This is a genomic window from Mycolicibacterium boenickei (genome assembly GCF_010731295.1).
Taxonomy (GTDB): domain Bacteria; phylum Actinomycetota; class Actinomycetes; order Mycobacteriales; family Mycobacteriaceae; genus Mycobacterium; species Mycobacterium boenickei.
In genome coordinates this window covers 6,296,223-6,320,712 of the sequence record NZ_AP022579.1, presented here as the reverse complement: position 1 = coordinate 6,320,712, position 24,490 = coordinate 6,296,223, and the positions used below count along the sequence as shown (strand labels likewise).

22 protein-coding genes are annotated in these 24,490 nt (G+C 67.5%); 15 read left to right on the top strand and 7 right to left on the bottom strand.

Features of this window, described 5'->3' with window-relative positions; all coding sequences use genetic code 11:
• The first annotated feature begins 274 nt into the window (after nucleotides 1-274).
• The 7 genes from G6N57_RS30245 to G6N57_RS30215 all read left to right on the top strand — a co-directional run bounded on the left by G6N57_RS30245 (nucleotide 275) and on the right by G6N57_RS30215 (nucleotide 6,307).
• Nucleotides 275-715, top strand: coding sequence for a hypothetical protein (locus G6N57_RS30245; RefSeq protein WP_077742108.1), 441 nt, complete (start codon nucleotides 275-277; stop codon nucleotides 713-715).
• A gap of 141 nt (nucleotides 716-856) precedes the next feature.
• Nucleotides 857-2,197, top strand: coding sequence for a phosphoglucosamine mutase (gene glmM, locus G6N57_RS30240; RefSeq protein ID WP_077742107.1), 1,341 nt, complete (start codon nucleotides 857-859; stop codon nucleotides 2,195-2,197).
• A gap of 69 nt (nucleotides 2,198-2,266) precedes the next feature.
• Nucleotides 2,267-2,563 (top strand): type VII secretion target, encoded by a 297-nt coding sequence (locus G6N57_RS30235; RefSeq protein ID WP_077742106.1) that lies wholly within the window; start codon nucleotides 2,267-2,269, stop codon nucleotides 2,561-2,563.
• Between the two features lie 3 nt (nucleotides 2,564-2,566).
• Nucleotides 2,567-4,060 carry a hypothetical protein gene (locus tag G6N57_RS30230; RefSeq protein WP_097925758.1) on the top strand — a complete coding sequence of 498 codons (1,494 nt, stop codon included), beginning with the start codon at nucleotides 2,567-2,569 and terminating at the stop codon, nucleotides 4,058-4,060.
• A 126-nt stretch (nucleotides 4,061-4,186) separates the two neighbouring features.
• On the top strand, nucleotides 4,187-5,326 hold the full coding sequence (locus G6N57_RS30225) for a 3-ketosteroid-9-alpha-monooxygenase, oxygenase component (RefSeq protein ID WP_077742105.1): 1,140 nt from the start codon (nucleotides 4,187-4,189) through the stop codon (nucleotides 5,324-5,326).
• Nucleotides 5,323-5,601, top strand: coding sequence for a ferredoxin (locus tag G6N57_RS30220; RefSeq protein ID WP_077742104.1), 279 nt, complete (start codon nucleotides 5,323-5,325; stop codon nucleotides 5,599-5,601). The genes G6N57_RS30225 and G6N57_RS30220 overlap by 4 nt, the downstream gene beginning before the upstream one ends.
• Before the next feature lie 49 nt (nucleotides 5,602-5,650).
• Nucleotides 5,651-6,307, top strand: a complete 657-nt coding sequence (locus G6N57_RS30215) for a TetR/AcrR family transcriptional regulator (protein WP_077742103.1) — start codon at nucleotides 5,651-5,653, stop codon at nucleotides 6,305-6,307.
• On the opposite strand, the gene G6N57_RS30210 is transcribed toward G6N57_RS30215, so the two are convergent.
• Both G6N57_RS30210 and G6N57_RS30205 read right to left on the bottom strand, forming a co-directional pair.
• On the bottom strand, nucleotides 6,304-8,862 hold the full coding sequence (locus G6N57_RS30210; protein ID WP_077742102.1) for an ABC transporter permease: 2,559 nt from the start codon (nucleotides 8,860-8,862) through the stop codon (nucleotides 6,304-6,306). The genes G6N57_RS30215 and G6N57_RS30210 overlap by 4 nt on opposite strands.
• Nucleotides 8,862-9,563 (bottom strand): ABC transporter ATP-binding protein, encoded by a 702-nt coding sequence (locus G6N57_RS30205; RefSeq protein ID WP_077742101.1) that lies wholly within the window; start codon nucleotides 9,561-9,563, stop codon nucleotides 8,862-8,864. Before G6N57_RS30205 ends, G6N57_RS30210 begins: the two co-directional genes overlap by 1 nt.
• A 209-nt stretch (nucleotides 9,564-9,772) precedes the next feature.
• Between G6N57_RS30205 and G6N57_RS30200 the strand changes: the two genes are divergently transcribed.
• Nucleotides 9,773-12,946 (top strand): ATP-binding protein, encoded by a 3,174-nt coding sequence (locus G6N57_RS30200; protein WP_077742100.1) that lies wholly within the window; start codon nucleotides 9,773-9,775, stop codon nucleotides 12,944-12,946.
• Nucleotides 12,947-12,952: 6 nt separating this feature from the next.
• Here G6N57_RS30200 and G6N57_RS30195 read toward each other — a convergent pair whose 3' ends face one another.
• The 4 genes from G6N57_RS30195 to G6N57_RS30180 all read right to left on the bottom strand — a co-directional run bounded on the left by G6N57_RS30195 (nucleotide 12,953) and on the right by G6N57_RS30180 (nucleotide 17,952).
• Nucleotides 12,953-15,529, bottom strand: a complete 2,577-nt coding sequence (locus G6N57_RS30195; RefSeq protein WP_174814602.1) for a LuxR C-terminal-related transcriptional regulator — start codon at nucleotides 15,527-15,529, stop codon at nucleotides 12,953-12,955.
• A 105-nt stretch (nucleotides 15,530-15,634) separates the two neighbouring features.
• Nucleotides 15,635-16,675, bottom strand: coding sequence for an LLM class F420-dependent oxidoreductase (locus G6N57_RS30190; RefSeq protein ID WP_077742098.1), 1,041 nt, complete (start codon nucleotides 16,673-16,675; stop codon nucleotides 15,635-15,637).
• A 93-nt stretch (nucleotides 16,676-16,768) separates the two neighbouring features.
• Nucleotides 16,769-17,221 carry a hypothetical protein gene (locus G6N57_RS31855; RefSeq protein ID WP_197908773.1) on the bottom strand — a complete coding sequence of 151 codons (453 nt, stop codon included), beginning with the start codon at nucleotides 17,219-17,221 and terminating at the stop codon, nucleotides 16,769-16,771.
• Between the two features lie 131 nt (nucleotides 17,222-17,352).
• Nucleotides 17,353-17,952 carry a TetR/AcrR family transcriptional regulator gene (locus tag G6N57_RS30180; RefSeq protein ID WP_077742097.1) on the bottom strand — a complete coding sequence of 200 codons (600 nt, stop codon included), beginning with the start codon at nucleotides 17,950-17,952 and terminating at the stop codon, nucleotides 17,353-17,355.
• Nucleotides 17,953-18,047: 95 nt separating this feature from the next.
• Here G6N57_RS30180 and G6N57_RS30175 point away from each other — a divergent pair, with 95 nt between their 5' ends.
• Genes G6N57_RS30175 through G6N57_RS30155 form a run of 5 tightly spaced genes read left to right on the top strand, consistent with a single transcriptional unit; the run spans nucleotide 18,048 to nucleotide 22,246 of the window.
• Nucleotides 18,048-18,578 (top strand): DUF4242 domain-containing protein, encoded by a 531-nt coding sequence (locus G6N57_RS30175; RefSeq protein WP_077742614.1) that lies wholly within the window; start codon nucleotides 18,048-18,050, stop codon nucleotides 18,576-18,578.
• Nucleotides 18,575-19,597, top strand: a complete 1,023-nt coding sequence (locus tag G6N57_RS30170) for an acyl-CoA dehydrogenase family protein (protein ID WP_077742096.1) — start codon at nucleotides 18,575-18,577, stop codon at nucleotides 19,595-19,597. Before G6N57_RS30175 ends, G6N57_RS30170 begins: the two co-directional genes overlap by 4 nt.
• On the top strand, nucleotides 19,573-20,289 hold the full coding sequence (locus G6N57_RS30165) for an ABC transporter ATP-binding protein (RefSeq protein ID WP_077742095.1): 717 nt from the start codon (nucleotides 19,573-19,575) through the stop codon (nucleotides 20,287-20,289). The genes G6N57_RS30170 and G6N57_RS30165 overlap by 25 nt, the downstream gene beginning before the upstream one ends.
• A complete protein-coding gene (locus G6N57_RS30160) occupies nucleotides 20,286-21,452 on the top strand; it encodes an ABC transporter substrate-binding protein (protein WP_077742094.1) in 1,167 nt (388 codons plus the stop codon). Before G6N57_RS30165 ends, G6N57_RS30160 begins: the two co-directional genes overlap by 4 nt.
• Complete coding sequence (locus G6N57_RS30155; protein ID WP_077742093.1) at nucleotides 21,449-22,246, top strand: ABC transporter permease; 798 nt, start codon at nucleotides 21,449-21,451, stop codon at nucleotides 22,244-22,246. The genes G6N57_RS30160 and G6N57_RS30155 overlap by 4 nt, the downstream gene beginning before the upstream one ends.
• A gap of 10 nt (nucleotides 22,247-22,256) precedes the next feature.
• Here G6N57_RS30155 and G6N57_RS30150 read toward each other — a convergent pair whose 3' ends face one another.
• Nucleotides 22,257-22,805: a TetR/AcrR family transcriptional regulator gene (locus G6N57_RS30150; RefSeq protein WP_165777754.1), complete on the bottom strand. Its 549-nt coding sequence runs from the start codon at nucleotides 22,803-22,805 to the stop codon at nucleotides 22,257-22,259.
• Nucleotides 22,806-22,955: 150 nt separating this feature from the next.
• Here G6N57_RS30150 and G6N57_RS30145 point away from each other — a divergent pair, with 150 nt between their 5' ends.
• Together G6N57_RS30145 and G6N57_RS30140 are read left to right on the top strand one after the other, a co-directional pair.
• On the top strand, nucleotides 22,956-23,528 hold the full coding sequence (locus G6N57_RS30145; RefSeq protein WP_077742091.1) for a carboxymuconolactone decarboxylase family protein: 573 nt from the start codon (nucleotides 22,956-22,958) through the stop codon (nucleotides 23,526-23,528).
• A complete protein-coding gene (locus G6N57_RS30140; RefSeq protein ID WP_077742090.1) occupies nucleotides 23,525-24,487 on the top strand; it encodes an MBL fold metallo-hydrolase in 963 nt (320 codons plus the stop codon). Before G6N57_RS30145 ends, G6N57_RS30140 begins: the two co-directional genes overlap by 4 nt.
• The last annotated feature ends 3 nt before the right edge of the window (nucleotides 24,488-24,490 follow it).

The window sequence follows — 24,490 nt, the reverse complement described above, 5'->3', positions numbered from 1 at the left end:
GGTTTGTTTTGGGTTGGCCTGCTCTCGTCGACTTCTACGTATGGGCTGCTCATGGCGGCTTTTCACGCCCGTGAGGTAGAAATCGGCGCCGCCTGAACAAATCTTTTTCGAGATTCGGGTTTGAGGATCTGCATCGCGTGGAAGCCCACCTGGTGGAGAGCTGGGGGCCGCTTTGTGTCAGCAGGGTTTATGCCCGCAGGACCTTCCTGCCACCGGTACACGTCGCGCAGACGTCGGGGGACCGGATGCCGCTCTCCCATCGGAAGGAGCAATTGTGGGGAACTTCGTGAAGACGGCGGCTGCGGGCGCGATGCTCGGCGGTTCGCTGCTGTTTACCGTCGGCCTGGGTATGGCTCATGCGGCACCGGACACGGCCGGCGACGGCAAGGTGAATCTCACCCTCGGCAACATCTCGGTTCTGGAGAACGTGGACGACGCCGCGGCCGCCCAGATCGCGGCAGGGGTGTGCGAGAACACCGACACCGCATCGCTGACCACCGCCGTTCAGGGGGTCGACGCGAACGGTTCCGACCATGTTGTCTGCACCAACAACCTCGGGACCATCTCGTTCAGCCAGAACGGCACCACGGAGCGGCCCGGTAGCGCCCCGCAGGGGACTGCGCCGCACAGCCTCGCTCCGACGACGGCGCCGATGGCACCGACGACCGTGGCGCCGGGAGGCACCCACTCGTCGTCCGGCACTGACGGCAGCTAGGGATTTTTCGCCGATCCCCGCCCGCGAGTCAGCCCGCGGGCGGGGATGCGGTGATCACGAACGGGTATCGATCTGGCCCCGGGATGGTCGCTGACCTCGTCGGTTGTGTTTCGAGCAGCCAATTATGAGAAGTTTAAGGGCATGGGTCGACTGTTCGGCACCGATGGGGTGCGCGGAGTCGCCAATCGCGATCTGACTGCTGAACTGGCAGTTGCACTCGGTTCGGCGGCGGCACGGCGTCTCGGCAACTCCGCGGGGCATGGCCGGCGGGTCGCCGTGGTGGGCCGCGATCCACGGGCCAGCGGCGAGATGCTGGAAGCCGCCGTGATCGCCGGCATCACCAGCGAGGGTGTCGACGTCCTGCGGGTCGGTGTGCTGCCGACCCCGGCGGTGGCGTACCTGACCAGTGCGTATGACGCCCATTTCGGTGTGATGATCTCCGCCTCGCACAACCCGATGCCCGACAACGGCATCAAGATCTTCGGCCCCGGCGGGCACAAGCTCGATGACACCGCCGAGGACCGCATCGAGGAACTCGTCAACGGCGGCCCCGGGCTGCGCCCGACAGGGGCAGGCATCGGCCGGGTGCTCGACGCCGAGGATGCGCTGGACCGCTATCTGCGCCATGCCTCCAAGGCCGTCACCACCCGACTGGAGGGGCTGACCGTCGTCGTCGACTGCGCGCACGGCGCGGCTTCGACGGCCGCTCCGCGGGCCTATCGGGCCGCTGGGGCCAACGTGATCGCGATCAACGCCGAGCCCAACGGGCTCAACATCAACGACGGCTGCGGATCCACCCATATGGAGGTGCTGCAGGCGGCCGTCGTCGAGCACGGCGCCGATCTGGGTCTGGCCCACGACGGCGATGCCGACCGGTGCCTGGCGGTGGACGCGGCGGGCCAGGTGATCGACGGCGACGCGATCATGGTCGTGCTGGCGCTGGCCATGCAGGAGGCCGGCGAATTGGCCTCGGACACCCTGGTGGCCACGGTGATGAGCAACCTGGGATTGCACCTGGCCATGCGGGCCGCCGGTATCGAGGTCCGCACCACCGGTGTGGGGGACCGTTACGTCCTGGAGGAACTGCGGGCGGGCGAGTTCTCGCTCGGCGGTGAGCAGTCCGGCCACATCGTGTTGCCCGCCTTCGGCACCACCGGCGACGGCATTGTCACCGGTCTGCGGCTGATGTCGCGGATGGCCCATACGCGCGCTACCTTGGCTGCCCTCGCCGAGCCGATGCAGACGCTGCCGCAGGTTCTGATCAACGTTCACGTCGACGACAAGGCCGCGGTGGCCAAGTCTGCGTCGGTGCAGTCCGCGGTCGCCCAGGCCGAGGCCGAACTCGGCGACACCGGACGAATCCTGTTGCGGCCCTCGGGTACTGAGCAGGTAGTTCGGGTGATGGTCGAGGCCGCCGACGAGAACACGGCCCAGCAGCTCGCGGTGCGGGTGGCCGAGTCGGTCAGCGGCCAGTCGGTCTGACGAGCGCTCGCGCGAGGAACATTCAAACCCGAGGGAACCCGATAAGGGCTGGCTGCGTCTAAACCGGGCATGGGAGATGTAACTGCCGCACGTGTCGACGCCGAGGCGCTGCTTCAGGTGGCGCGTCAGTACGGTGCCGCTGCCGAAATGATCGAGTCCGCCGCCCAGGTGTGGCTGCGCTTCGACGGCGCGACGGCCGGCCGCGAACACATCGCGTCTGGTGATTCGCTGCGCACTGCGCTCGATGAACGGATCGTGTCTCTTCGCCGGTGGGCGCGGGCGGCGGGGGAGGTGGCCGCGGTCCTGAGGGGCACCACCGATCGCTACCTGGCCGCGGACGCCGGCGCGGCGGCCCGGGTGGGCTGAGGCATGGCCCAAACCGGTGATGTCGCAGGGCGTTTGGATCAGGGACAACCAGCGGTCGATACCTTTGCCGAGTTCGCCTGGGCCTGTGCGCTTTTGGGCTACCAGCATCCCGACCTCACGGTGCACGCCGGTCAGCTGCACGACTGGTACGCCACGGAAGACGGCCTGGATCTCCGGATGCTCGATGCCGACTGCACCGCGTTGACGACGGCTGCCGAGGCGGCCGAGCAGGCACTGCGTCTGCAGGACGAGCAGCTGACCGCACTCGACCAGGCCTGGCAGGGGCGCGGTGCGCAGGCCGCGCGCGAGTTTCTGTATCGCCATGCCGGCGCTGCCCAACAGGCCGTTGCCGCCGTGCGAGGAGCCGCCGACGTCCTGGCGGCGCTGCGTGATCAGCTGTGGCGGGCGGTCGACACCAAGGTCGCCGTGACGGAACGCATCGAGGCGCGATGTGCGGGCCAGCGCCAGGACTGGCTGGCCGCGGCGCGGACTGTGCGGACCGGGCTCGGCGATCGCGACCTGGCCAGTGAACTGATCGACGCGCAGGTGAAACCGTTCGTCGCCAACGACATCGGTTCCGACTGGGTGCCCGCGATGCGTTCGGCGACTGCGGCGGTGTCCGACGCTTACGCCGCGGCGATCACCGCCCTCTCCGATGGGCCGGCACCGGCGTTCGAGATCCCCGGTGATCTCGGACCGTCATGGACGCCGCGGATCGGCGCGGCGGTGCCGGCGGATCCGCCCGGGGCCGGTGCCCGGACCGTCCCGGCGGGGTTCGCGCCGTCGCCGGGTTCCGGGCCGGCGCCGTGGGCATCGCAGGCCGGTTCGATGGACCCGGCGCCGCCGTTCGCTCAGATGCCCGCTACGGCACCGACCGCCACGCCACCGACGATCGGTTCGGCCGCACTGCCGGAATCGCCCATGGCGCCGGCCACCAGTCCGGCCGCAGCAGATCCGGCGGCCGGATGGGGTTCGGCACTGGGCAACGGCGGATTGCCCGGGACCGACTTGTCAGGTGGCGGGTTGTCAGGCCTGGGATCCGGGGCCTCGGGCCTGGGCCGACAACTCGCCGACCTGTTCGGTGGGCTGATCGGAGCAGCGGACGGATCGCTGGGGTCGAGCGCCGACACCGCGCTGCCCGAACTCGATGCACCGGAAACCTCCGACGAGCTGGACGACGCCGACGACGCCGACGACGCCGAAGACCTCGACAATCTCGACGAAGAAGAACTCGAACCGGACGACGACGCGGCAGCGGAAGATGTTGCGGCCGAGGAGGACGCCGAGGAGGACGAGGACACGGAAGCCCCGGAGGTCGAGGAGGTGTCTGCCGACGCGCCAGGGCCCGCGCCCGCCGAAACCACTGTCGCACCTGCCGCTGAACCGCAGCCCGTCGCAGCGCCCGGCGTTCTGGTCCCGCCGGTCGACGAGGCAGCACCGGCGGGCGAGACACCGTGTGCGATCGCTGCCGACGAGCTACCGCAGGTCGGCAGCTAGCCGTACCGAGCCGCGGATCCTGATCCCTGCCAGTGGGACTTTCGGCGCCAGATCGGGTGCCTCGGTGTTAGACCTTGTTGTGACGTGAAGCACAGTTGCCGCGAGAATTTTCGGAGGGGTCTTTCGATGACGATGGAATCCGGGTGTGAGGTCCGCCAGATCGAAGCCGAAGCGCCGCCGGCACGCTTCGCCCGTGGCTGGCACTGCCTGGGTTTGACCCGCGATTTCGGGGACGGGAAACCTCACGGAATCAACGTGTTCGGCCAGAAGCTCGTGGTCTTCCGCGGCGGTGACGGCAGGATCAACGTGCTCGACGGATACTGCCGGCACATGGGCGGTGACCTGTCCCAGGGCCAGGTCAAAGGCGACGAGATCGCCTGCCCGTTCCATGACTGGCGGTGGGGTGGCGACGGTCGCTGCAAGAACGTGCCGTACGCCAAGCGCACTCCTCGACTGGCCCGCACCGCCACCTGGACGACCCTCGAGCAGGACGGGATGCTGTTCGTCTGGAACGACCCCGAGGGCAATCCGCCGCCGGCCGACGTGACGATTCCGCGCATCGAAGGCGCCACCAGCGATCAATGGACCGATTGGCATTGGTACACAACGGTCGTCAACGCCAACTGTCGTGAGTTGGTCGACAACGTGGTGGACATGGCGCACTTCTTCTACGTGCACGGATCACTGCCCACGCACTTCAAGAACATCTTCGAGGGCCACATCGCAACGCAGTACATGAACGCCAACACCCGCGCCGACCGCCGGGATGTCGGCGGGTCGACCATGCTCGGCACCACATCGGTGGCGTCCTACTACGGGCCGGCCTTCATGATCGATGATCTGACGTACCACTATCCCGACGGCGACCATCACAGCGTGCTGATCAACTGTCACTATCCGATCGACGCGAATTCTTTTGTCCTGCAATACGGCATCATCGTCAAGAAACCTGAGGGGGTGTCCGACGAGCTGGCGTTGCAGAGCGCCATCGCGCTCGGCGACTGGGTCAAGATCGGCTTCGAACAGGACGTGACGATCTGGAAAACCAAGGCTCGCATCGACAACCCGCTGCTGTGCGAGGAAGACGGACCGGTATACCAGCTGCGTCGATGGTACGAACAGTTCTATGTCGATGCCGCCGATGTGGCCGCCGACATGGTCGACCGGTTCGAATACGAGATCGACACCACGAGCGCGCAGCACGCCTGGACCCAGGAGATCGAGGACAACATCGCCGCAGGCCTCACCACCCAGCCGGTGCCATGACTGTCCGTCTCGATCCTCGGCTCGACGAAATGCCGATGATGCCGGTGTCGTGCCGCAGCTGCGGCGCTGTCGTCCTGGCGCGGAAGAGCAGTTGGCAGCAGACCAGCGTGCAGTGGGATGCCGCGGCGACCGGGCTGTGCCGGCAGCGTCGCGACGTTGAGGCGCTCGCCGGCCTCAGCGACCGCGGGCTGTTCCTTGGCTGCTCCGCGATGCGGGATTCGGTGGTGGCCGCCGCGGTGGACGGGGTATTGCCGGTGGCGGACGGTCGGCCCTGACAACCACCGTGGTCACCCGAGGGCTCGATTTCTGGGTCAAGATGGTCCGATGAGCGCGACCAAGACCGTCAAGACCGGGCCCGGACGGCCCGCGGGTATCGACAGTGGTGACACCCGGCAACGGGTCATCGATGCCGCCTGCCGGTGCTTCGCCCAATTCGGCTACGGACCGGCCACCAACAACCAGATCGCCGAGATGGCCGGCGTCACGGCGGGGTCGGTGTATTACCACTTCGGTACCAAAAACAAGCTGTTCGAAGCAGTTTGCGACGACGTCTACGGCAAGATCCTGGCCAGTGCCGCGCCGGCGATGGCCGGGCCCCACTCGATGCACGAGTTGCTGCGGGCGGCGCTGACCGAATCGATCCGCATCAACCGCGAGTTTCCCGAACTCGCCGGTTTCGTCGCGACGGCACCGATCGACGCCCGCAGGCACCAGGAGCTGATCGCGGGTTATGCGCGTCAAGGAGCTCGGATGACGGACGCGCTCGCGCGTTCGGTGGTCGAGGGTCAGCGGGCCGGGCTGATCGCCGCCGAGTACGACCCGGTTCAGGTGGCGCGGGTGATCGGCGCGATTGTCGACGGTTTCGCGCACGCGGCGGCGGTCACCGAACCGGAGGAGATGGACGGCGTGAACCGGTTGTTCGAATCGCTGCTGCTGAACGCCGCGCTGGGCAAGCGTCCCGCTGCCAAGGCGTCCGGCTAACCGGTCCTCAGGACATCGATGGTCTCCAGCTTCCGCGTGTAGAGCACCGGATACACCGCGGCGGCCAACACCGACACCATCAGCGCCGCGACGGCCGTGAGCAGCGGCAGACCCGGCGCCGCCCACTCGACCTTGATGCCGTAGTACACCGGCGATCCCAATGACCACAGGTAGGTCATGCCGATGCCCCCGAGCGTGCCGCAGATGGCGACCAGCAGCCCGAGGAGTCCGGCCTGGGCGATGATGACGGCCTGTTCCTGACGGCGGGTCACGCCGATCGCCCGCAGCACGGCCCGTTCCCGTTTGCGCTGCAGCAACCCGAGTATGAACACGTTCAGCACGCTCAACCCCGCGGCGGCCATCACCACGTACCCCGCGATCGTGAACGGCTTCAAGAAGCGGGTGATGCCGGAACTTGCCGCTGAGCGCCATTGTTGGTTGTCGTACACCGAGAGGCCGGCATCGAGTTTGAGGTAGTCCTCGCGGTGCGCGGTCGCGTCCTCTGATGAGAGATATTGCACCGCAACCTGATCCCGCACGGCCGCCCAGTCCGAACGGGCCAAGCCGTCCGATGTCAGGACGATGTCGCCGACCGCGGTGTCATCGACCATCCGGGAACGGAAGATGCCGGCCACCTGAAACTGTTTGGGGCCGTGAACAGTTGGCAGGGTGACTGTGTCTCCGGGCGTGGCGCCGAGCCGGCTCGCGGCAATCTGGCTCAGGCCGACCTGCCCCTCCTGCAGTCCCTTCCACAACCCGTCGTCGTCGCGGACGGGTGGATACAGCGCCTGGCTGTACCAGTCGCCGGGTTCGACTCCGATGACGAGCTGCGACAACGTCCCCGAGGAAATCGTCGAGCGCCAGCGCGACGACACCGCGTGCCCGTCAGCGGCTTTGGTGATCAAGTCGTATGTCGGCACGGCGATGTGGCCGTCCCGTTGATCGAGCACCGATTGGGCAGTGATCAGCAGGGCCGAGGGCAGCCGGTCGGCCTTTTCCGCGGCAACCTGCGCGCTGCCGAGCAGTTGCATACTCTGCGAGCCGATGGCCAGGCCGGTGCCGTCGACGAGTATCGCGGCCGACAATGCGAACAACACCGCGTAGCGCCGGACATCGGCCCGCAGCAGCCGCCCGAGGTCGGGACGCGCGACCGTCAGCACGTCGATCAATTTCTCGGCACCGCGCGGGGCGAACCAGATCGTCACCAGGATGACTCCGTACAGCCCGGCGGTCATCCCGTTGATACCGACATTGAGTGGCAACGAGCCGCGTTCGAAGACCTTCAACAACACCAGAGCGCCTGCGGCGATGACGATTCCGGCCGGCAGCGGCCACATCGGAATCGTCCTTACGCGCTGCACACCGCCAGCGCTCGCCATCGATGCCAGCGGTCCCTCGCGGACCAGCCGCAGTGCCGGACCGGCCATCGCCAGGACACCGGCGACCATCCCCGCGACTGCACCGATCAGGATCAGGCTCGGCGTGAAATGTGTGGTGATGGTGCCGCCCGAACCGGCCAACATGGCCCGGCCGAACGTGTTCACCAGATAGCTGCCGAGGGCGAAACCTCCTGGTACTCCGAGCAAGCCACCCAGGAGGCCCAGCACGACACCTTCTCCGAGCATCCCGCCGAAAAGCCCGGCGGGTTTGGCGCCGATGGCGCCGATGGTCCCCATCACCGCCCGGCGGTCCTCGATGGACAACAGGATGGTGTTCACCGCGATCAGGCAACCGATCAACACCCCGGCCAGCACGGTGAGATTGAAGCTCTGGGTGCCGTTTTCGAGCAGCGCGGGTAGGTGCGGCCGAGGCGGTCCTGCCGTTGCGACATCGGTGACGACGCGATTGACCTCCGCGGTGATGTCGGCGCCGTCTTCGGGTACGACGAACGCCGTCGTGGCATATCCGGGTATGCCGAGCAGGCCGGCGGCGACATCGGCTGACGGTGCGAACATCACGTAGCCGTCGTTGATCCCTGCTACCCGGTCGAACTCGGGGAACGTCCAACCCACGTGTGCCGAACCGGATGGCAGGCCGGGGATGCGCAACTCAGCACCGGGCGCGAGGCCGTGCCGCTGCGCGATCACGGCCGGAATCAGCATCGGAACGCCAGGGCCGTCGGTGGCCTTTCCCTCCCGCGCCCGCTGCTCACATTTGAACGACCCGACGAGCATCTCGACCTGGCATGACCCGCCCAGCAGAAAGAACCCGTGACTGAATCCGGGGGCCTCGACCGGTGTCAGGCCCGCCACGATCGGGATGACGGCCTTGGCCCCGGTGACCTTGGCCGTCAGGTCATCGACCGCCCCGACGGGTAACCGGCCGCCGACGTTGGGGACGACTTCGACCACTCCGCGGTCGGCGGCGTGGGTGAGCGCCGGGCCGAATGCGTCGAAGGGGCGGTTCAGTTCGGCCTTGAGGATGAGCGTTCCCAGCACCACCGTCACCCCGACCGCGACGCCGACCACGCTCAGCAGCGTGCGGCGCCAGTCGGTGATCAACGCGTTCAGGTGAATGCGCCGGAAGGACGACCACGCGGCCCGCAGCCGGCGCATCAGAGTACTTCGACGGGTTGGGCCTCGGCTGAACTCACGCGCCCGTCGACGAGGTGCACCTCGCGGGTTCCGTATCCGGCCGCGGTCCGGTCGTGAGTCACCAGGACCACTGCGGTGCCGTCTTCTTCTGACATGGCGCGCAGGAGATCGAGGACGCCGATCGAGGAATGGCTGTCGAGATTTCCCGTCGGCTCGTCGGCCAGGATGATGGACGGTTCGGCGACCAGTGCGCGGGCCACAGCCACCCGCTGCATCTGCCCGCCGGACATTTCGGCGGGGCGGTGCCGGGCCCGGTCGCCCAGGCCGACCCGGTGCAGTAGCTGCAACGCACGAGCATCGGCCGAGCGGGCCGGTACACCGTCGAGAACGAGCGGCAACGACACGTTCTCGATCGCGCTCAGCGTCGGCACCAGGTTGAAGAACTGGAAGACGAATCCGAGGTTGCGGCGGCGGAATGCGGCGCGGGCCCCGGTGCTCATCGCCCACACGTCCCGCCCGGCTACCGTCACCGTGCCGTTGTCAGGTTCGTCCAGCCCGCCGGCAAGGTGCAGGAGGGTCGATTTACCGGACCCTGACGGCCCGGTCACCACGACGAACTCTCCGGCGTGCAGTGAGAAGTCGATGCCGTCGAGCACCCGCACCTGCTCGTCGCCGGTGCGGTAGGTCTTGGTGACGTTTTCGAGCTGCAGTACCGGCGCCATGGCGTCTCCCTTGGTCACGGTGGGGCGATTCGATGGTCACCTGCCCGGAGCCGCGCGGCGTGAGTAGTGCGGTACTGCATTCCGGGCGACCGCGTAGCGGTATTACTCACGGCGGCCGACGGAGGTGTCAATATCGCTGTTCGCCGCTGACGGGCGCCTTATCCTTGGGCAATTGAGGGTGCAGGGGTCCCTTGATCGGTGGTTGTGGGATGACAGCGGACGCGACGTGCGGGGCTTGCCGGACTGGATTGCGGGAGAACGCCAAGTTCTGCGACGAGTGCGGCGCCCCCGTCCGTAGCACCGCGGAGTACAAGCAGGTCACGGTGTTGTTCGCCGACGTGGTGCGGTCGATGGAGCTCGCGGCAGCGTTGGACCCGGAGCGTTGGCGTCAGATCGTGACGGACTTGGTGGAGCGGTCGACGGCGGTGGTGCGCCGCTATGGCGGCGGGACCGTGGAGTTCACCGGTGACGGGCTGATGGCGGTGTTCGGGGCGCCGTCGGCGCTCGAGGATCATGCGCTTCGCGCGTGTCTGGCGGCGCTGGCCGTCCAGGGCGAGGCGACCCGACTGGCCGACGAGGTTTCGCGGCGTGACGGAGTGACGCTCCGCCTGCGGGTGGGCCTGAACTCGGGTCGCGTGATCGCCGGCGACATCGCGTCGGCCCCGCTGGGCTACACCACCACCGGTGAATCCGTCGGGTTCGCGAAGCGGATGGAATCGGTGGCGTCGCCGGGCGGCGTCATGTTGTCGGAGTCGACGGCACACCTGGTCGAACATGCCGCGGTCTTGGGTCCGCCCGAACTGGTGCACATCAAAGGTGGTGCCGCACCGGTGCCGGCACGCCGGTTGCTCGGGGTGGGCCCTGGCCGCGCCGCACGATCGCGTCGAGAAGCGAGCCTGGTCGGCCGCCATCGGGAGATCGCGGTGCTGAACACCGCGCTGGACCGCGCGGTCGATGGCGACGGCTGTGCGCTGACAGTGGTGGGGCCGCCAGGCATCGGCAAGAGCCGGTTCGCGCGGGAGGCCTCCAATCTCGCGGCCTCCCGTGGCGTACAGGTGTTCTGGACCTTCTGTGAATCCCATGCGCGTGATGTTCCCTTCCATGCCGTGGCCCGGCTGCTGCGTGAGGCCACCGGCGTGGCCGACCTCCACGGTGAGCCGGCCCGTACCCAACTGCGGCAACGGATTCCAGACGCCGACGCGGAGGATCTGCTGCTGCTCGCCGACCTTCTCGGCTTCGCGGACCCTGACGTGGCTCTGCCCCAGATCGATGCGGAAACCCGGCGGCGACGATTGACCGACATGCTCAATGCGGCCGCCCGGGCCCGCGCCGAGCCCGCGCTCTACATCATCGAGGATGCGCACTGGATCGACCCGGTCAGCGAGTTGATGCTGAGCGACCTGCTTGCCGTGATCCCGCAAACCCCGTCGATGATGCTCACCACGACGCGCCCCGAATACCGGGGAACGCTGGCGGGTGCAGCTGGCGCCCACTCCATAAAGCTTGCCCCGCTGGATGATTCGGAGACGACGACGCTGATCGGTGAGCTCGTCGGTGCGGATCCGTCGGTCGGAGAGTTGACGACGATCATCGCAGGCCGAGCCGCGGGCAATCCGTTCTTCGCCGAGGAGATGGTGCGGGAGTTGGTGCAAAGCAGGGTGCTGACCGGCGAGCCGGGTGGGTACGCGTGCCGGGTGGACGTCGCCGAGGTGAGCGTGCCGGTCACCGTGCAGGCGGCCATCGAGGCGCGTATCGACCGGCTGAGCCTCGCCGGCAAGCGAAGCGTCTACGCGGCCTCGGTGATCGGGGCCCGTTTCGATGCCGAACTGATGACTGCGCTGAGCCTCCGTGCGGCCGTCGACGACCTGGTCGCAGCGGAACTGATCGATCAGGTACGGCCGAGCCCCAACGCCGAGTACGCCTTCCGCCATCCGTTGATCCACGCGGTGGCCTACGAATCGCAGCTGAAATCGGATCGCGCTGAGTTGCACCGTCGGGTGGCCGCGGCCATCGAATCGCGTGACCCGGCCGCCGCGGACCAGAATGCCGCGCTGATCGCCGAACACCTGCAGGCCGCGGGTGAGTTGCGTCCCGCCTACGGGTGGCACATGCGTGCCGCCGGATGGGCGGCCAATCGCGACATCGACGCTGCCAGGGTCAGCTGGGAACGGGCCTTCCGCGTCGCAGACCGCCTGCCCGACGATGATCCGGACCAGCTGTCGATGCGGATTGCTCCACGAACCATACTGTGTGCCAGTGATTTTCAAGCTCGTACCGCCCACGAGACCCGTGGCCGATTCGACGAGCTGTGTGAGTTGTGCGAGGCGGCCGGGGACAAGGTGTCGCTGGCCATCGGCATGACGGGGCGGGCCACCGAGCTCGCGTACTCCGGCCGTTCGCGGGAAGGCGCGCAGCTGGTCACCGAGCAGATGGAACTTCTGGAGTCGATCGGCGACCCCAACCTGACCATGGCATTGGCCGTCATTGCTTTCGTCAACTGGGGAGACGTCGGGCGGTTCGACCAGATCCTGCAGTGGTCGCAGACCGTCATCGACCTCGCGGCCGGTGATCCCACCAAGGGAGCCGGCTACGGCGTGGGCTCCCCGTTGGCGCACGCACTGGCCTGCCGCGGTGCCGCACGATGGTGGCTGGGCCGTCCCGGGTGGCGCCGGGACCTCGCGGATGCCCTCGAGATGGCCGAAAATCGCGACCCGACCACGGTCGGCTTCGTCGTCGCCTGGACTTACGGCGAAGCGATACCGTTCGGGGTACTGCGTGCCGACGACAGTGCGGTGCGAGCGGGCGAAGAGGCCCTGCAGGCCGCGCAAACGGCAGGCAACCTTCACGCGCTGGGCCTGGCTCAACTCGCATTGGGGGCCACGCTGCTGTTTCGGGACTCCGCGGCCGATCGGCACCGTGGGTTGGAGGTCATGGCGCAGGCCCGCGATTTGACGCGTGAGCACGCGCCGTTCATGGTTCCCATCGCTGAGTTGTTCATCGCGCGGGAGCGGGCCGGGCGGGGTGATCGGGATGCGGCGATACCCGTGATGCGCGACGTCGTGACCGAGCTGCACCAGAGAGAGCGGCTCGCCTACGAGGCATGGGGATCAGGCCTGCTGGTCGAGGTGTTGCTGGACGCAGCCACCGAGAATGACTTGGACGACGCCCGGCGATTGATCGATCGGATCGCCGATCTGAGTTCCCGTCTGGAGTCGGTGATCATGGACGTCATCCTGCTGCGGCTGCGGGCACTTCACGCCCGGGCTCGCGGTGACGAGATCGCGTTCCTGGACCTGGCGGCCCGCTACCGCACGATGGCGGGAAGCCTTGGCTTCGAAGGACATGTCGACTGGGCCGAGGCGATGAGCCGGGCTGCGCTGTAAGCGCCGTCATGAGTGCTTCTTGTGCCGGAGCAGGCTGGCGATGTCTTCCCGGCTGGTGGTTTCGGTCTTGAGCATCGCCCGGTAGACGTGGCTTTCCACGGTGCGCACCGACAGCGTCAACCGCGATGCGATCGCCTGGTTCGACAATCCCTCGGCGATCAGCGACACGATCTCTCGCTCCCGATTGGTCAGCGGCAGGGTCTCGGCGGCTGCGCGCAGCGTCGGGGTGCTGACGCCGCAGCGTTCTGCGAGATCAGCGGCACGCGTCGAGCACTTCAGCGCCGATCCCCGCAGACCTTGAACGCGAAACACCAGCGAGGCATGGGCGGCACAGTCGATGGCGGTGACGAGATCTCCGATGTCTTCGAAATCCAGCGAAACATCCGACAACCCGGCGGCATCAGCCTTGCGCAGGGATTCGGCGAAGCGAGCCGCCAGACCGGCCCGCGGCCCCTCCACGGTCGACGCGAGTTCGCGCAAGCGGGCGCCGACGGAACGCTCGCCGAACTGCGCCGCGGTCTGCAGGCAGAGCACCTCGGCTGCGAATTGCCCTTTGGTGCGGGCTTGTTCGGCCGCCGCCACGGTCAGTGCTATCGCCTCGCTGACGGCGCCCTGGCTGCCCGCCACCCACGCCCGGGCGATGGCCCGTTCGTAATTCAACGATCGGAATTTGCGTGACCGGTCGTCAAGCGCTGCCAGGTGCGCGGTCGCTTCGTCGGTGGCGCCGCGCATGGCGAGTGCGGTCGCCTGGGCAACCTGGTAGCGGTATGCCCAGCCGGTGAGGTAGCCCGCGCTGGAGAGGCCTGAAGTCGCCTGTGCGAGAAGTGAGCACGCGGTGGGTAGGTCACCCGCACCGAGAGCGGCCCGGCCCGCCACAGCCGCGCCGAGTAACTGGGCGGTCCCCGGCAGGTCAGCGGACTGAGCCCGGAAGTGGTCGGCCAGCTCGACCGCCTCCTGGACCTCACCGGACAGCAGCAGTGCACTGATGTGCGCGTCGGCGATGTTGAACCTCATCTGCGGTGCGTCGAGAGATCGGTCCGCGACTGAATACCCGGTTTCTGCGGCGGCGACGGCCGCCGTTGTATGCCCGGCATCGGCGGAGACGGCAGACACCACCCAGGCGATCTCCGCGCCGACGATCGCGGGAAGGCGTTCGAGGTCAAGGGTTTCGGTGTACTCCGCGGCTCCGTGCGGATCGTCGGTCGCAAACGCGTAGACCGCGAGGAAGGCATCGGTGTAGATGATGCGGGCCTGCGGTGAGAGGCCCCTGGACGCCTCCGCGATCAGGTGCTTGGCTTCGGTCGGGGAGCCGAGTGCCCACAGCATGTTGCTGGCCCGCAGGAATGCGAGCCGGGCGCGTTCTGTGTCGGTGAGCGGCTCGGGATCGATCCCCGCGAGTACGGCTTCAGCCTGCTCGCCGCGGCCCAGCCATGACAGTGCGTGGGCGCGAACGAAATTGGGCTCCGGCCCGGCGCCGGCGTGGGCCGCTGCCTCGGCGAGCCGGTCGGCCAGGGGGAGGTCAGCGAGCCAGACGGCGCCGTGGGCGGCCCGGACCAGGAGGTCGGGATCCGGTGGGAGGTCGGAATCGAGGCTGAGGGTGGCGCGGCGGACCACCATCCGGAGGTCGTCGCGGTCAGCGGCCGAGGCGAGTTCGGTGGCTACCAGGCCGCGTAGACGCCGCAGCCGGGTGGCAGGCGCGCGTCGGCGCCGAACCTCTCCGTAGAGCGGATGCGCGACGCGGACCTCCATGCCGCCGGCGACCGGTTCGAGTGTGATGAGCCCGCGGGTGTCCGCGTCCTCGACAGCCGTTGCTGCGGTGATGCGTTGCAGCGCAGCCAGTCCGATCGGCTCACCGACCGCCAGGGCGTCGACCACGTCGCCGACAGAGGTGGGTAGGTCACCGATTCGGGACTCGATCAGCTCCACGAGCCCGGGCGGCACGACCGGGTCACCGGTCCATTGCCATACGCCGTGCTGCCGAACCAATCGGCCTTCGGTGATCTCGTGCTCGACGATGTTCTGCAGGTACAGCGCGTTGCCCTGGGTCAGGGTCCACAGGCCGCGGGCGGCATGAGGGGCCACCGGCCCGCCGAGCACGGTAGCCAGCAGCGCCGAGGTTTCCTCGGCGCTGAGCGGCTGAAGATCGATCCGCTCGAACTGACCGAGCTTCAATATCTCCAGTAGCGCAGCGGAATTCGGCTCGTCGCGGACGGTGAGAATGACCTTCGCCGCACCCCGCTGCACCACCTGGTGCACGACGAACGTCGACAGTTCGTCGAGCAGGTGGACGTCGTCCACGCCGATCACCACCGGTGCACCCGATGATGTCGCCGTCAGCGCCTCGATCACTTCGCGCAGCAACCGGATCGTGTCGGTGGTGCCAGAGCCGGCCCACGCGCTGAACGCCCCGAGCGGGACGGACTGCGCCGAGGACGTACCCACCACCCAGCGGCAGTCGTGGCCTCCTGTGGTGGCGGCCGCCAGTGCCTCGCGCGCGATCCGGCTCTTTCCGACGCCGGCGGCCCCGCACATGAGGACCCCGGAGACACCCGCTGCCGAGAGGGCCGCCTCGATGGCGGCCATCTCCCTGGTGCGACCGGTTAACGGCCACGTCAAACGCACCGTTGCAGCTTAGGAACCGTCAGCGGGTGATGGGGCGGATTCTGGGCAGGACCCGGGGACGGGTGCCTAGCGGGTGAGGGAGACGAGCTCCTCGCAGAACTTCACGGTCTCGGCGGTGTCGGTGGCCAGCGGGTGCACCAGCATCGTGGTCACCCCGGCCTCGGCGTAGGCGGCCAGGCGTTCCTTGACGAATCCCTTGGGCCCGACCAGCGACACGTTGCGCACCAGGTCGTCGGGCACGGCGGCAATGGCTTCGGCCTTCTTGCCGGCGAGGAACAGGTCCTGGATGTGATCGGCCACCTCGCCGTAGCCGTACCGGCTGGCCAGCTTGTGGTAGAAGTTCTGGCCCCGGGCGCCCATGCCACCGATGTAGAGCGCCAGTTGAGGTTTCGCCCAGGCGAGTCGGTCGTCGACATCGTCGCCGATGGCCAGGCTGGCGCTGACCATGACATCCAGCGGTCCCAGCTCCGGATCGCGCTTGGCCGCCCCGGCCCGCAGGGCGTCGCCCCATACGTCATCGGCCTTCTCCGGGAGGTAGAACACCGGTTGCCAGCCCTCGGCGATCTCCGCGGTCAGCTCGACGTTCTTCGGTCCCAGAGCAGCGATCGTGATCGGAATGCGCTCACGGACAGGGTGATTGATCAGGTGCAGCGATTTGCCCAGCCCGGTTCCCCGGTCGGCGGGCAGCGGCAGCTGGTAGTACTTGCCGTCGTAATCCAGGTTCTCGCGGCGCCACACCTTGCGACAGATCTCGACCACCTCGCGGGTGCGGCCCAGGGGAGCGTCGAACGGCACGCCGTGGAAGCCCTCCATCACCTGCGGGCCCGAGGTGCCGATACCGAGGCGGAACCGGCCGTCGGACACGTAGTCCACGCCGGCCGCGCTCATCGCCATCAGGGCCGGCGTGCGGGTGTAGATCGGGACGACGCCGGTGCCGAGCTCCATGGTGGTGGTCTTGGCGGCCAGGTATCCGAGCTGGCTGATCGCGTCGTAGGAGTACGCCTCGGCGACCAGGGCGATGTCGATGCCCACCTTCTCCAGTTCGACGACTTGGTCGGCGGCTTCTTTGAAGCCGCCGGCATAACTCAGGAAGATGCCAGTGCGCATCGCAGGAGTGTAGCAACCCAACCAGTTGGTTGGGAGCGGCGGTGTTGACGGCAGGCCGGACCCCGCCGATCGTCGAGATGCAACGCAGAGTGGTCAGTAAGGCGCGGTTGGCGGGTACTGATGTGTGTACGGCGAGGGTGGCAGCAGCTTCTTGTTGTGTTGATCTGCGGCCCAGTAGGCCCAGACCATGCCGCCGATCCAGGTGAAGAACCAGAGGAACCACGTGACGCCGAGGGTGAAGAACCCGATCAAGAACAACAGGACATTGATGCCGAACATGATGAAGGCGCCCGGGACGGTCGCGTAGAGCATGCCCAGGCAGCCGAACAGTCCGGCCAGCAGCGCAGCCAACCCGGGGTTCTTCGTCGGCATGGCAGGCGCGTACATGTTGACCTGGACTGGGGCTGTCCCCGGGTATGGGTAGGGGTGTGGGCCGGCGGCGAAGTAGCCGGGCGGCGGGCTCAGTTCGGGCTGCAACATCGGCGGTGGTTGTGGTGTCGGCTGTGGTGGGACCGCCGGCAGATGGTTTTCGTCGGCCTGGCTCATGATCGCCCCCTGGGTTCGCTCGGTGAGCTGAGGCTACTCCCGGCAGGCCGCATCTGCGTGGGCAATTCTTGCTCGTCGAGCAGGGCGCGTGGCCGGTGTGGGAGTGCGCCCGCGGGCGAACTGCGAACGCGTCAGCGTTGCCTCAGCGTGATCAGTTCCTCGGTCAGTGCGCGCGCGGCCGCGATCGGCTTGGTGGAGCGCTCCAGCTTGGAACCGAGCAGGGCGCCATCGTAAAGCAATTGGATGTTGCGGGCCAGTGCCGTGGGGGAGTCGACGCCGGCCTGTTTCAGTAGGGCGGTCAGCGTGGCCCGCAGCCATTCGCGGTGTGCCTGTACCGGTTCGAGCTCTACGCCGGGGTATTCGGTGGCGGCGTTGGCGTACAGGCAGCCGCGGTAGTCGCGCCGGGTCGCCGAGCGTGAGGCGAGGTCGAAAAAGGTCAGGATGCGCCGCACCGGATCATCGACTCCGGCGACCGCCTGCTCCCAGCGGTTGCGATCAGCGTGATCCAAATCGGTGAGGTAGGCGATCACCAACGCGTCTTTGGAGCCGTAGGTGCTGTAGAGGCTCGCCTTGGCGACCCCCGCCACGCGCAGGATCTGGTCGATGCCGACGGCGCGAATGCCCTGGCCGGCGAACAGTTCTGCTGCGGTATTGAGCAGTCGCTGAGCCGGCGGGAGGGTGTCTGCGCTCGGCGCAGGCTTGGGCGCGGTAGCGGTCTGGGGCGTGCTCATGCCAGTCAGCGTAGCCCGCACCGAGGCATAGACAGACCTGTCTGTCTATGCGAATGTCGGTGCCGTTCCGTCCCTGCGATGCCGAGGATTGCCACGTGACTCTGTACCTCTACGAAATCACCCCCGACTCCACCGATGCCGCCGCGGCAGGACAGCTGCTCAAGGCGCTCGACGCCGAGATCGCAGGCGGCGGTGGCGAACTGATCGAAGCTCAGGTCACCGCGCAGAGCCGGCGAATCTTTGCGATCGCCGAATTCGGACAGGATGCGACCGCTCTCGACGCCACCCAGCTGGCGGCCGCGACCATCTCGGGCCCGCATCAGGTTCGGCTTGTCGGCGCGGACCTGTCGGTTCTCAAAGCAACCCGGCCACAAGCCGGTTACCTGGTCGAGTGGGACCTGCCGGCCGACCTGGACATGGAGTCCTACCTGGCCCGCAAGAAGGCCAACGCCCCCAAATACGCCGATGTGCCCGAGGTCCAGTTCCTGCGCACCTACGTCCGTGAGGACATGGACAAGTGCCTGTGTTTCTACGATGCGCCCGACGAGGCTGCAGTGCGCCGGGCCCGCGACGCGGTGAGCACCCCGATCGACCGCCTGCACGGATTGGACGGGCCGCTCCCGTGACCGCCGCGCTCGCGGAATCCGCACTGGACCGGGTGGCGCACACCGTCGCCGCCCGCGCCGCCGATCTCGATGAGCAGCGCACCGATGTCCGTACCGACCTGGCCGAACTCGGCCGCGCTGGGCTGCTCGACCTCGAGCTCTCCGACATGGTTCGCGTCATCGACGAGGTGTCGGCCAACAGCCTGGCCGTCGGCTTCTCCGCGTGGGCACACCACATGACCATCCGGTACCTCAGCGCGGCGCCCGGAGGCGGGTTCGGCGAGCAGGTCGGCAGCCTGGCCGCAGCACAGCGGATTGGCGTCACTGCCATGGCCGCCGGGCTCAAGCAGGTCGCCGGTCTCGGTCCGGTACCGATCACCGGCGACACCGCCGGCGCAGACCTGATCGTCAGCGGACCGATTCGCTGGGCCTCCAACGTGTTTCCCGATGCCCTGATCGTGATGCCGGTCCGCGTCGGGGAGCGGACGCTGGTCGTCGCGGCGGATGCCAGTGCCGACGGTGTGACCGTCGACCCCGCTCCCGCACTCACGGCGCTCGGGGCCACCGCGTCCACCTCATTGCGCCTGGAGCGGGTCCGGGTGCCGGCACATCACGTGCTCACCAACGACCTCGATGGGTTCATCGCCGGGATCCGGCCCGCGTTCCTGTTGTTGCAGACCGCGTTCTGCGCCGGCGTCACACGAGCGGCGCTGACCGCGGCCACCGAGGCGCACACCGGCCCGCTGGCCCGATTCGGCGGCGAACTCGAAGACGCGGTTGCCCGTGCCGACGACGTCAGCTCGCGGCTGTATCGCTGGGCCGCGGACCCCGCTGCGGCGAAAGTGCCCGACCTGATCCGGCTGCGGCTGGATGCCGCGCGGGTGGCTGTCGACGGCACCCGCCTGGAGCTCTCGCTGACCGGCGGTGCCGGCTACACCCTGGGAAGTGCCGCCAACCGGCGGTTCCGGGAAACCGCCTTCCTACCCGTGCAATCACCTTCGGAAGGACAACTGCGGTGGGAACTCACGCGCTACGAATAGCCGACGGCGGCAAGCATTTCGGTGCGACACCGGCTCTCACCGGCATCGATCTGCAGATCCGCACGGGCGAATTTCTCGCGGTGCTGGGTCCCAGTGGCAGCGGCAAGTCGACCTTGCTGCGGATCTGCGCCGGGCTGGACGACCTGAGCTCCGGCACATTGACCTGGTCAGGCGACGGTGGTCGGCCCCGTACCGGGGTGGTTTTCCAACAGCCACTGCTGATGCCGTGGCTGACCGTCGCGGACAACGTGGCCTTCGCGCGCCGGTTCACCGCGCAACGGAGCGGGTTCGACGCCGACGATGCCGCGAAGCTCATCACCAGGTTCGGATTGGACCACCTGGCCGCCCGGTACCCCGACGAGTTGTCGGGTGGCCAGGCCCAACGGGTGGCGATCCTGCGTGCCGTCGCCACCCGCCCGCAGCTGCTGCTCCTCGACGAACCGTTCAGCGCGCTGGATCCGGCCACCCGTACCGATCTGGTCGGCTGGCTCCGGGAGCTGGCACGGGCACTGGACGTCACCGTGGTGCTCGTCACCCACGATGTCGACGAGGCGTTGTCGCTGGCGCAGCGCATCGTGCTGCTCGACGCCGGCCGGATCAGCGCTGACTGGACGGTCGGCAGTGATGGAACCCCCACGCGTGGTGAGATTCTCGCCCAGTACCGCGTCGATGCCGCGGTGGAGGTGCCGTGACGGTACTGACCAGGCGCTCCCTGCTGGCCGGCGCGGCCGGATTGACCGCTGCCGGTGGACTCTTCGGCCTCGGCGGGCTGGCGCACAGCGCGGTGAGCAGTGCACCGGGCGCCGAGGGTGCGTTGCGGGTGGGCTATCTGCCCATCACCGATGCCGCACCGCTGTTGATAGCTCACAGTGCCGGGCTGTACCCCGCCGGGGCGGTGAGTTCGGCGCGGCCGGTGTTGTTTCGCAGCTGGGCCGCGCTGGCCGAGGCATTCATCACGCGGCAGGTCGACGTCGTACACCTGCTGATGCCGATGGCAGTCCAGTTGCGCTACACCCTGGGCGCCGGGGTCCGCGTGCTGGGCTGGAACCACACCAACGGATCAGCGCTGACGGTGGCGCCGCACATCCGGGAGCTGAGCGATCTGGCCGGCACTCAGGTGGCCATCCCGTTCTGGTGGTCGATCCACAACATCGTGTTACAGCAACTACTCCGGGCCCATGGCCTGCGACCGGTATTGCGGCGCAGTGCTTCCCGTGCCGACCGGACCGTGGAACTCATCGTGATGAGCCCATCGGACATGGTGCCCGCCCTGGCCAACGGCACGCTGGGCGGATACGTGGTGGCCGACCCGTTCAACGCCGTCGCGCAGATCAAGAAGATCGGCCATATCCACACCTTCCTCGGCGACGTCTGGCGCGATCACGCCTGCTGCGCTCTGGTCACCCGGGACGATGTCATCGCGAGCCGTCCGCAGGCCGTCCAGGCTGTCGCCGATGCCGTGGTAGGAGCGCAGCAGCGTATCGACGCCGACCGCGCGGCCGCGGCGGCCGCGCTGACCGGCGGCAAGTATCTACCCCAGCCGACACCGGCGATCGCGCTGGCACTGACCTACCCCAAACCGCCCTATCCACCGGCACATCCAGATTGGCAGCCACAGCGCCTCGGGTTCCAGCCGTTCCCTTATCCGAGCTTCACCCGCCGCCTCGCCGAGGCGATGCACGACACCATCGTCGACGGCGACCGCCGGTTCCTGGACCGGCTCGACCCCGATGTGGTGCACACCGATCTCGTGGAGGACCGGTTCGTCCGACGATCCCTCATGGATCACGGCGGCCCCGGCGCCTTCGGATTGACCGCCGACCTCACCCGAACCGAACAGGTGCAACCGCTATGACCGTCGTCAGCGCCCAAAAATCCCGGACGTCCGAACATGTTTCGAGCTGGTGGGGGCGCCTCGCCCCACCGGTCACCGCGATCCTGGTCGCCGTCGTGCTGTGGTGGTTCGCGACCTCCGTGCTCAGCGGACCCGAATCGGTGTTGCGTCAGACCGCGCCGCAGCGCGTCTTCCCGGCGCTGGCCGGGCTCCTCGACCGCGGTGTGCTGCTCAGCGATCTCGGCGTCAGCCTGTGGCGGTTGTTGATCGGCCTGGCGGTCGCGGCCGTGATCGGGATGCCGCTGGGTTTGTTGATGGGGTCTTCGGGCATCGCCGAACGCGCGGGCGGGCCGATCATCGCCTTCCTGCGGATGATCTCGCCACTTTCGTGGACACCGATTGCGCTGGCGGTGTTCGGCATCGGCAATCAGCCGGTGATCTTCCTCATCGCCGTGGCCGCGGTCTGGCCGGTGCTGCTGAACACCGCGGCCGGGGTGCGCGCCGTGGACCCGGGGCTGCTCAACGTGGCGCGTTCATTTCACGCGACGCGCTGGGAGCTGCTGGTCGCCGTGGTCCTGCCGGCGATTCGCACCCACGTGCAGACCGGGATCCGGCTGGCGCTCGGTGTCGCGTGGATCGTTCTTGTGCCGGCCGAGATGCTCGGGGTGCGTTCGGGTCTGGGCTATCAGATCCTGAACGCTCGCGACCAGTTGGCCTACGACCAGGTGGTCGCGGTCATCGTCGTGATCGGCCTGCTGGGATTCCTGCTCGACGCTGTCGCGCGCTGGTTGTTGAGCCCGGTCCGTCGCGCTTGACCAGCGAACTCTACGACTGCTTGCGGGATGCCGCGTCGATCGCCGGCAGGTAGATGTCGTCTACCAGCTCGGCGACGGTGCTCGATTGGATCGTGTTGCGGGCGAACAGCAATTCATTGCGCATGAGTGCCAGAATGCTCAGTGCCACGCGGTCCGAAATCTCAGCGGGCCCTATCTCGCCTCGTTCGCGTGCGGCGTCCAGTGCCCGGCGAATCGTGTGGTCGGTCTGCGCGGCCACCTTCGTCTGGAAAGTCTCCAGCGTGGCGTCGTCGGATTCGGCGATGAGACTGCGGTAGGTGTCGATTCCGATTTCGTGCCACTGGTTCACCAGGGACTGGACCATGCCCACGATGTCGTCACGAAGATTCTGGGACGGCACTTCGGCCGGTGGGGTGCGCAGGGTCGGGAGGGCGTCGGTGACCATCTGCGCCCGAGAACTGTAGCGGCGATACAGGACTGGCTTTCCGGTCTTGGCGCGGCGGGCTACGCCTTCGAAGGTGACGCCGGAGTATCCGCGATCTGTCAGCTCTGCCCAGGTGGCATCGCGGATCGCCGACATCAGCACGTCGTCCCGGCGACGTGTTGCCGGCTCGGGCTCCGCGGTCACCCTTCGGTTAGGCACGTTGCGTATCTTAATCGTCCGCGCTAGCATCTCCACCATAGGGAACGATACGTATCTTATTTTCATGTGACGTGAAGGCGGGAGTCCATGGCTGTCCGATTGCCTGATGTCGCTGATCTCGATCCCGCGGGACGCGAGGTCTACGACTTGTTTCCGGCCAACCTGTCCCGAGGCTTGGCCATGACCAGATCGAGCGCGAAGCCCTACCTGGCACTCGGTCTGTCCTTTCGCACGGGTGCCTTGTCGCCCGAAACGCGGGAGTTGGTGATTCTGCGAGTCGGTGCGGTGACAAGCGCCGAGTACGAGATCCATCACCACGTGCGCGAGGCGCGCGATGCCGGAATCTCGGATTCGATGATCGACAACCTGCTGTCAGGGGCCACATCGTTCGGAGACCGGCGGGTCGATGCGCTCATCGCTTTCGTCGATGACCTGCTCGCGCGGATCAAGGGTGGTGGAGCGGACACGGCGAACCTGCAGGAGTTCTACTCCGACAACGAAATCGCCGAGATTGTCCTGCTCGCCGGGCACTACGTGATGACCGCGCTGTTCATCAACACCCTCGGCATCGTCCCCGAGGAGGGCGACGTCGATGGCACGAGCATTCTGGCTGATGCCACCGCCAAGCTGCACGAAGAACGGGTGAAGGACCGACGATGACCGACGAAATTCCTTTTCAGGAAGGCTTGTTCGAGCTCGGCGGGGGAGCGCATGTATATCTCTCCGGCAACGAGGCGCTCGGCCTGGCCAACGCGGGCCTGGTGGTCAGCGCAGGGGAGGCCCTGGTGATCGACACGCTCTATGACGTGCAGCATGCGCGGGCAATGTGCGCCTCGATGGAGGAGCTGACCGCGGCCGCGCCGGTGCGGTATGTCTTCAACACCCACACCGATGGCGACCATTTCTTCGGCAACCAGGTGTTCTCCAGGGATGTCGAGATCGTCGCCAGCGAGGCCGCCAGTGCGTTGATGACCCAGGACCATGCCGACCTCACTGCGAAACTGCTCGGCACGGACACCAAACCGGACGGCGCGTTGCACGCGCTGGAACCGCTGGGCCGGCCGTTCAACTTCTCCGAGGTGCGGGTGCGGCCGGCGGATACCACGTTCACCGGTGAGAAAGCCTTGCGAGTGGGCAATCTCGACGTGGAGTTGCATGAACTCGGTCCGGCGCACACCGTCGGTGACGCCATCGCCTACCTACCCGAGTTGGGCGTGTTGTACGCGGGAGATCTATTGACACATAACGTTGTCGCGGTCACCTGGTCGGGTTCGATCCCGAACTGGATCAACGCGCTGGAGCGCATCCGCGCCTTCGGAGCCCAGAAAGTCGTGGCCGGCCACGGCCCCGTACTCCTCGGGGGTGAGATCAACGCGGCCATCGATCGCGGAATCCGATTCTGGTCGAACCTGCACACTGACGCGACGCGCCTCTACGACCAAGGGGTACCGGTCGCAGAGGCGGTCGCTCGAATGGACATCCAGAACTATCCGGAAGCCACTGCGACGCTGCCGATCATCGTCACCGCGATCTACCACGAACGCGACCCGGACATCCCTTATCTGGATCTCACGCAGGCGATCGAGTCCATCGCTTCGCAACTCACCCAGCACATTTGAACC

What these genes read in the sequence shown, in the direction of transcription:
- G6N57_RS30215 (WP_077742103.1), top strand. Translation starts at nt 5,651, where the DNA reads ATGAGCGCGACCAAGACCGTCAAGACCGGGCCCGGACGGCCCGCGGGT.
- G6N57_RS30205 (WP_077742101.1), bottom strand. Translation starts at nt 9,563, where the DNA reads ATGGCGCCGGTACTGCAGCTCGAAAACGTCACCAAGACCTACCGCACC.
- G6N57_RS30150 (WP_165777754.1), bottom strand. Translation starts at nt 22,805, where the DNA reads ATGTCGGCGATCCGCGATGCCACCTGGGCAGAGCTGACAGATCGCGGA.
- G6N57_RS30230 (WP_097925758.1), top strand. Translation starts at nt 2,567, where the DNA reads ATGGCCCAAACCGGTGATGTCGCAGGGCGTTTGGATCAGGGACAACCA.
- G6N57_RS30220 (WP_077742104.1), top strand. Translation starts at nt 5,323, where the DNA reads ATGACTGTCCGTCTCGATCCTCGGCTCGACGAAATGCCGATGATGCCG.
- G6N57_RS30155 (WP_077742093.1), top strand. Translation starts at nt 21,449, where the DNA reads ATGACCGTCGTCAGCGCCCAAAAATCCCGGACGTCCGAACATGTTTCG.
- G6N57_RS30180 (WP_077742097.1), bottom strand. Translation starts at nt 17,952, where the DNA reads ATGAGCACGCCCCAGACCGCTACCGCGCCCAAGCCTGCGCCGAGCGCA.
- glmM (WP_077742107.1), top strand. Translation starts at nt 857, where the DNA reads ATGGGTCGACTGTTCGGCACCGATGGGGTGCGCGGAGTCGCCAATCGC.
- G6N57_RS30200 (WP_077742100.1), top strand. Translation starts at nt 9,773, where the DNA reads ATGACAGCGGACGCGACGTGCGGGGCTTGCCGGACTGGATTGCGGGAG.
- G6N57_RS30190 (WP_077742098.1), bottom strand. Translation starts at nt 16,675, where the DNA reads ATGCGCACTGGCATCTTCCTGAGTTATGCCGGCGGCTTCAAAGAAGCC.
- G6N57_RS30195 (WP_174814602.1), bottom strand. Translation starts at nt 15,529, where the DNA reads ATGGCCGCCATCGAGGCGGCCCTCTCGGCAGCGGGTGTCTCCGGGGTC.
- G6N57_RS30145 (WP_077742091.1), top strand. Translation starts at nt 22,956, where the DNA reads ATGGCTGTCCGATTGCCTGATGTCGCTGATCTCGATCCCGCGGGACGC.
- G6N57_RS30235 (WP_077742106.1), top strand. Translation starts at nt 2,267, where the DNA reads ATGGGAGATGTAACTGCCGCACGTGTCGACGCCGAGGCGCTGCTTCAG.
- G6N57_RS30140 (WP_077742090.1), top strand. Translation starts at nt 23,525, where the DNA reads ATGACCGACGAAATTCCTTTTCAGGAAGGCTTGTTCGAGCTCGGCGGG.
- G6N57_RS31855 (WP_197908773.1), bottom strand. Translation starts at nt 17,221, where the DNA reads ATGAGCCAGGCCGACGAAAACCATCTGCCGGCGGTCCCACCACAGCCG.
- G6N57_RS30225 (WP_077742105.1), top strand. Translation starts at nt 4,187, where the DNA reads ATGACGATGGAATCCGGGTGTGAGGTCCGCCAGATCGAAGCCGAAGCG.
- G6N57_RS30210 (WP_077742102.1), bottom strand. Translation starts at nt 8,862, where the DNA reads ATGCGCCGGCTGCGGGCCGCGTGGTCGTCCTTCCGGCGCATTCACCTG.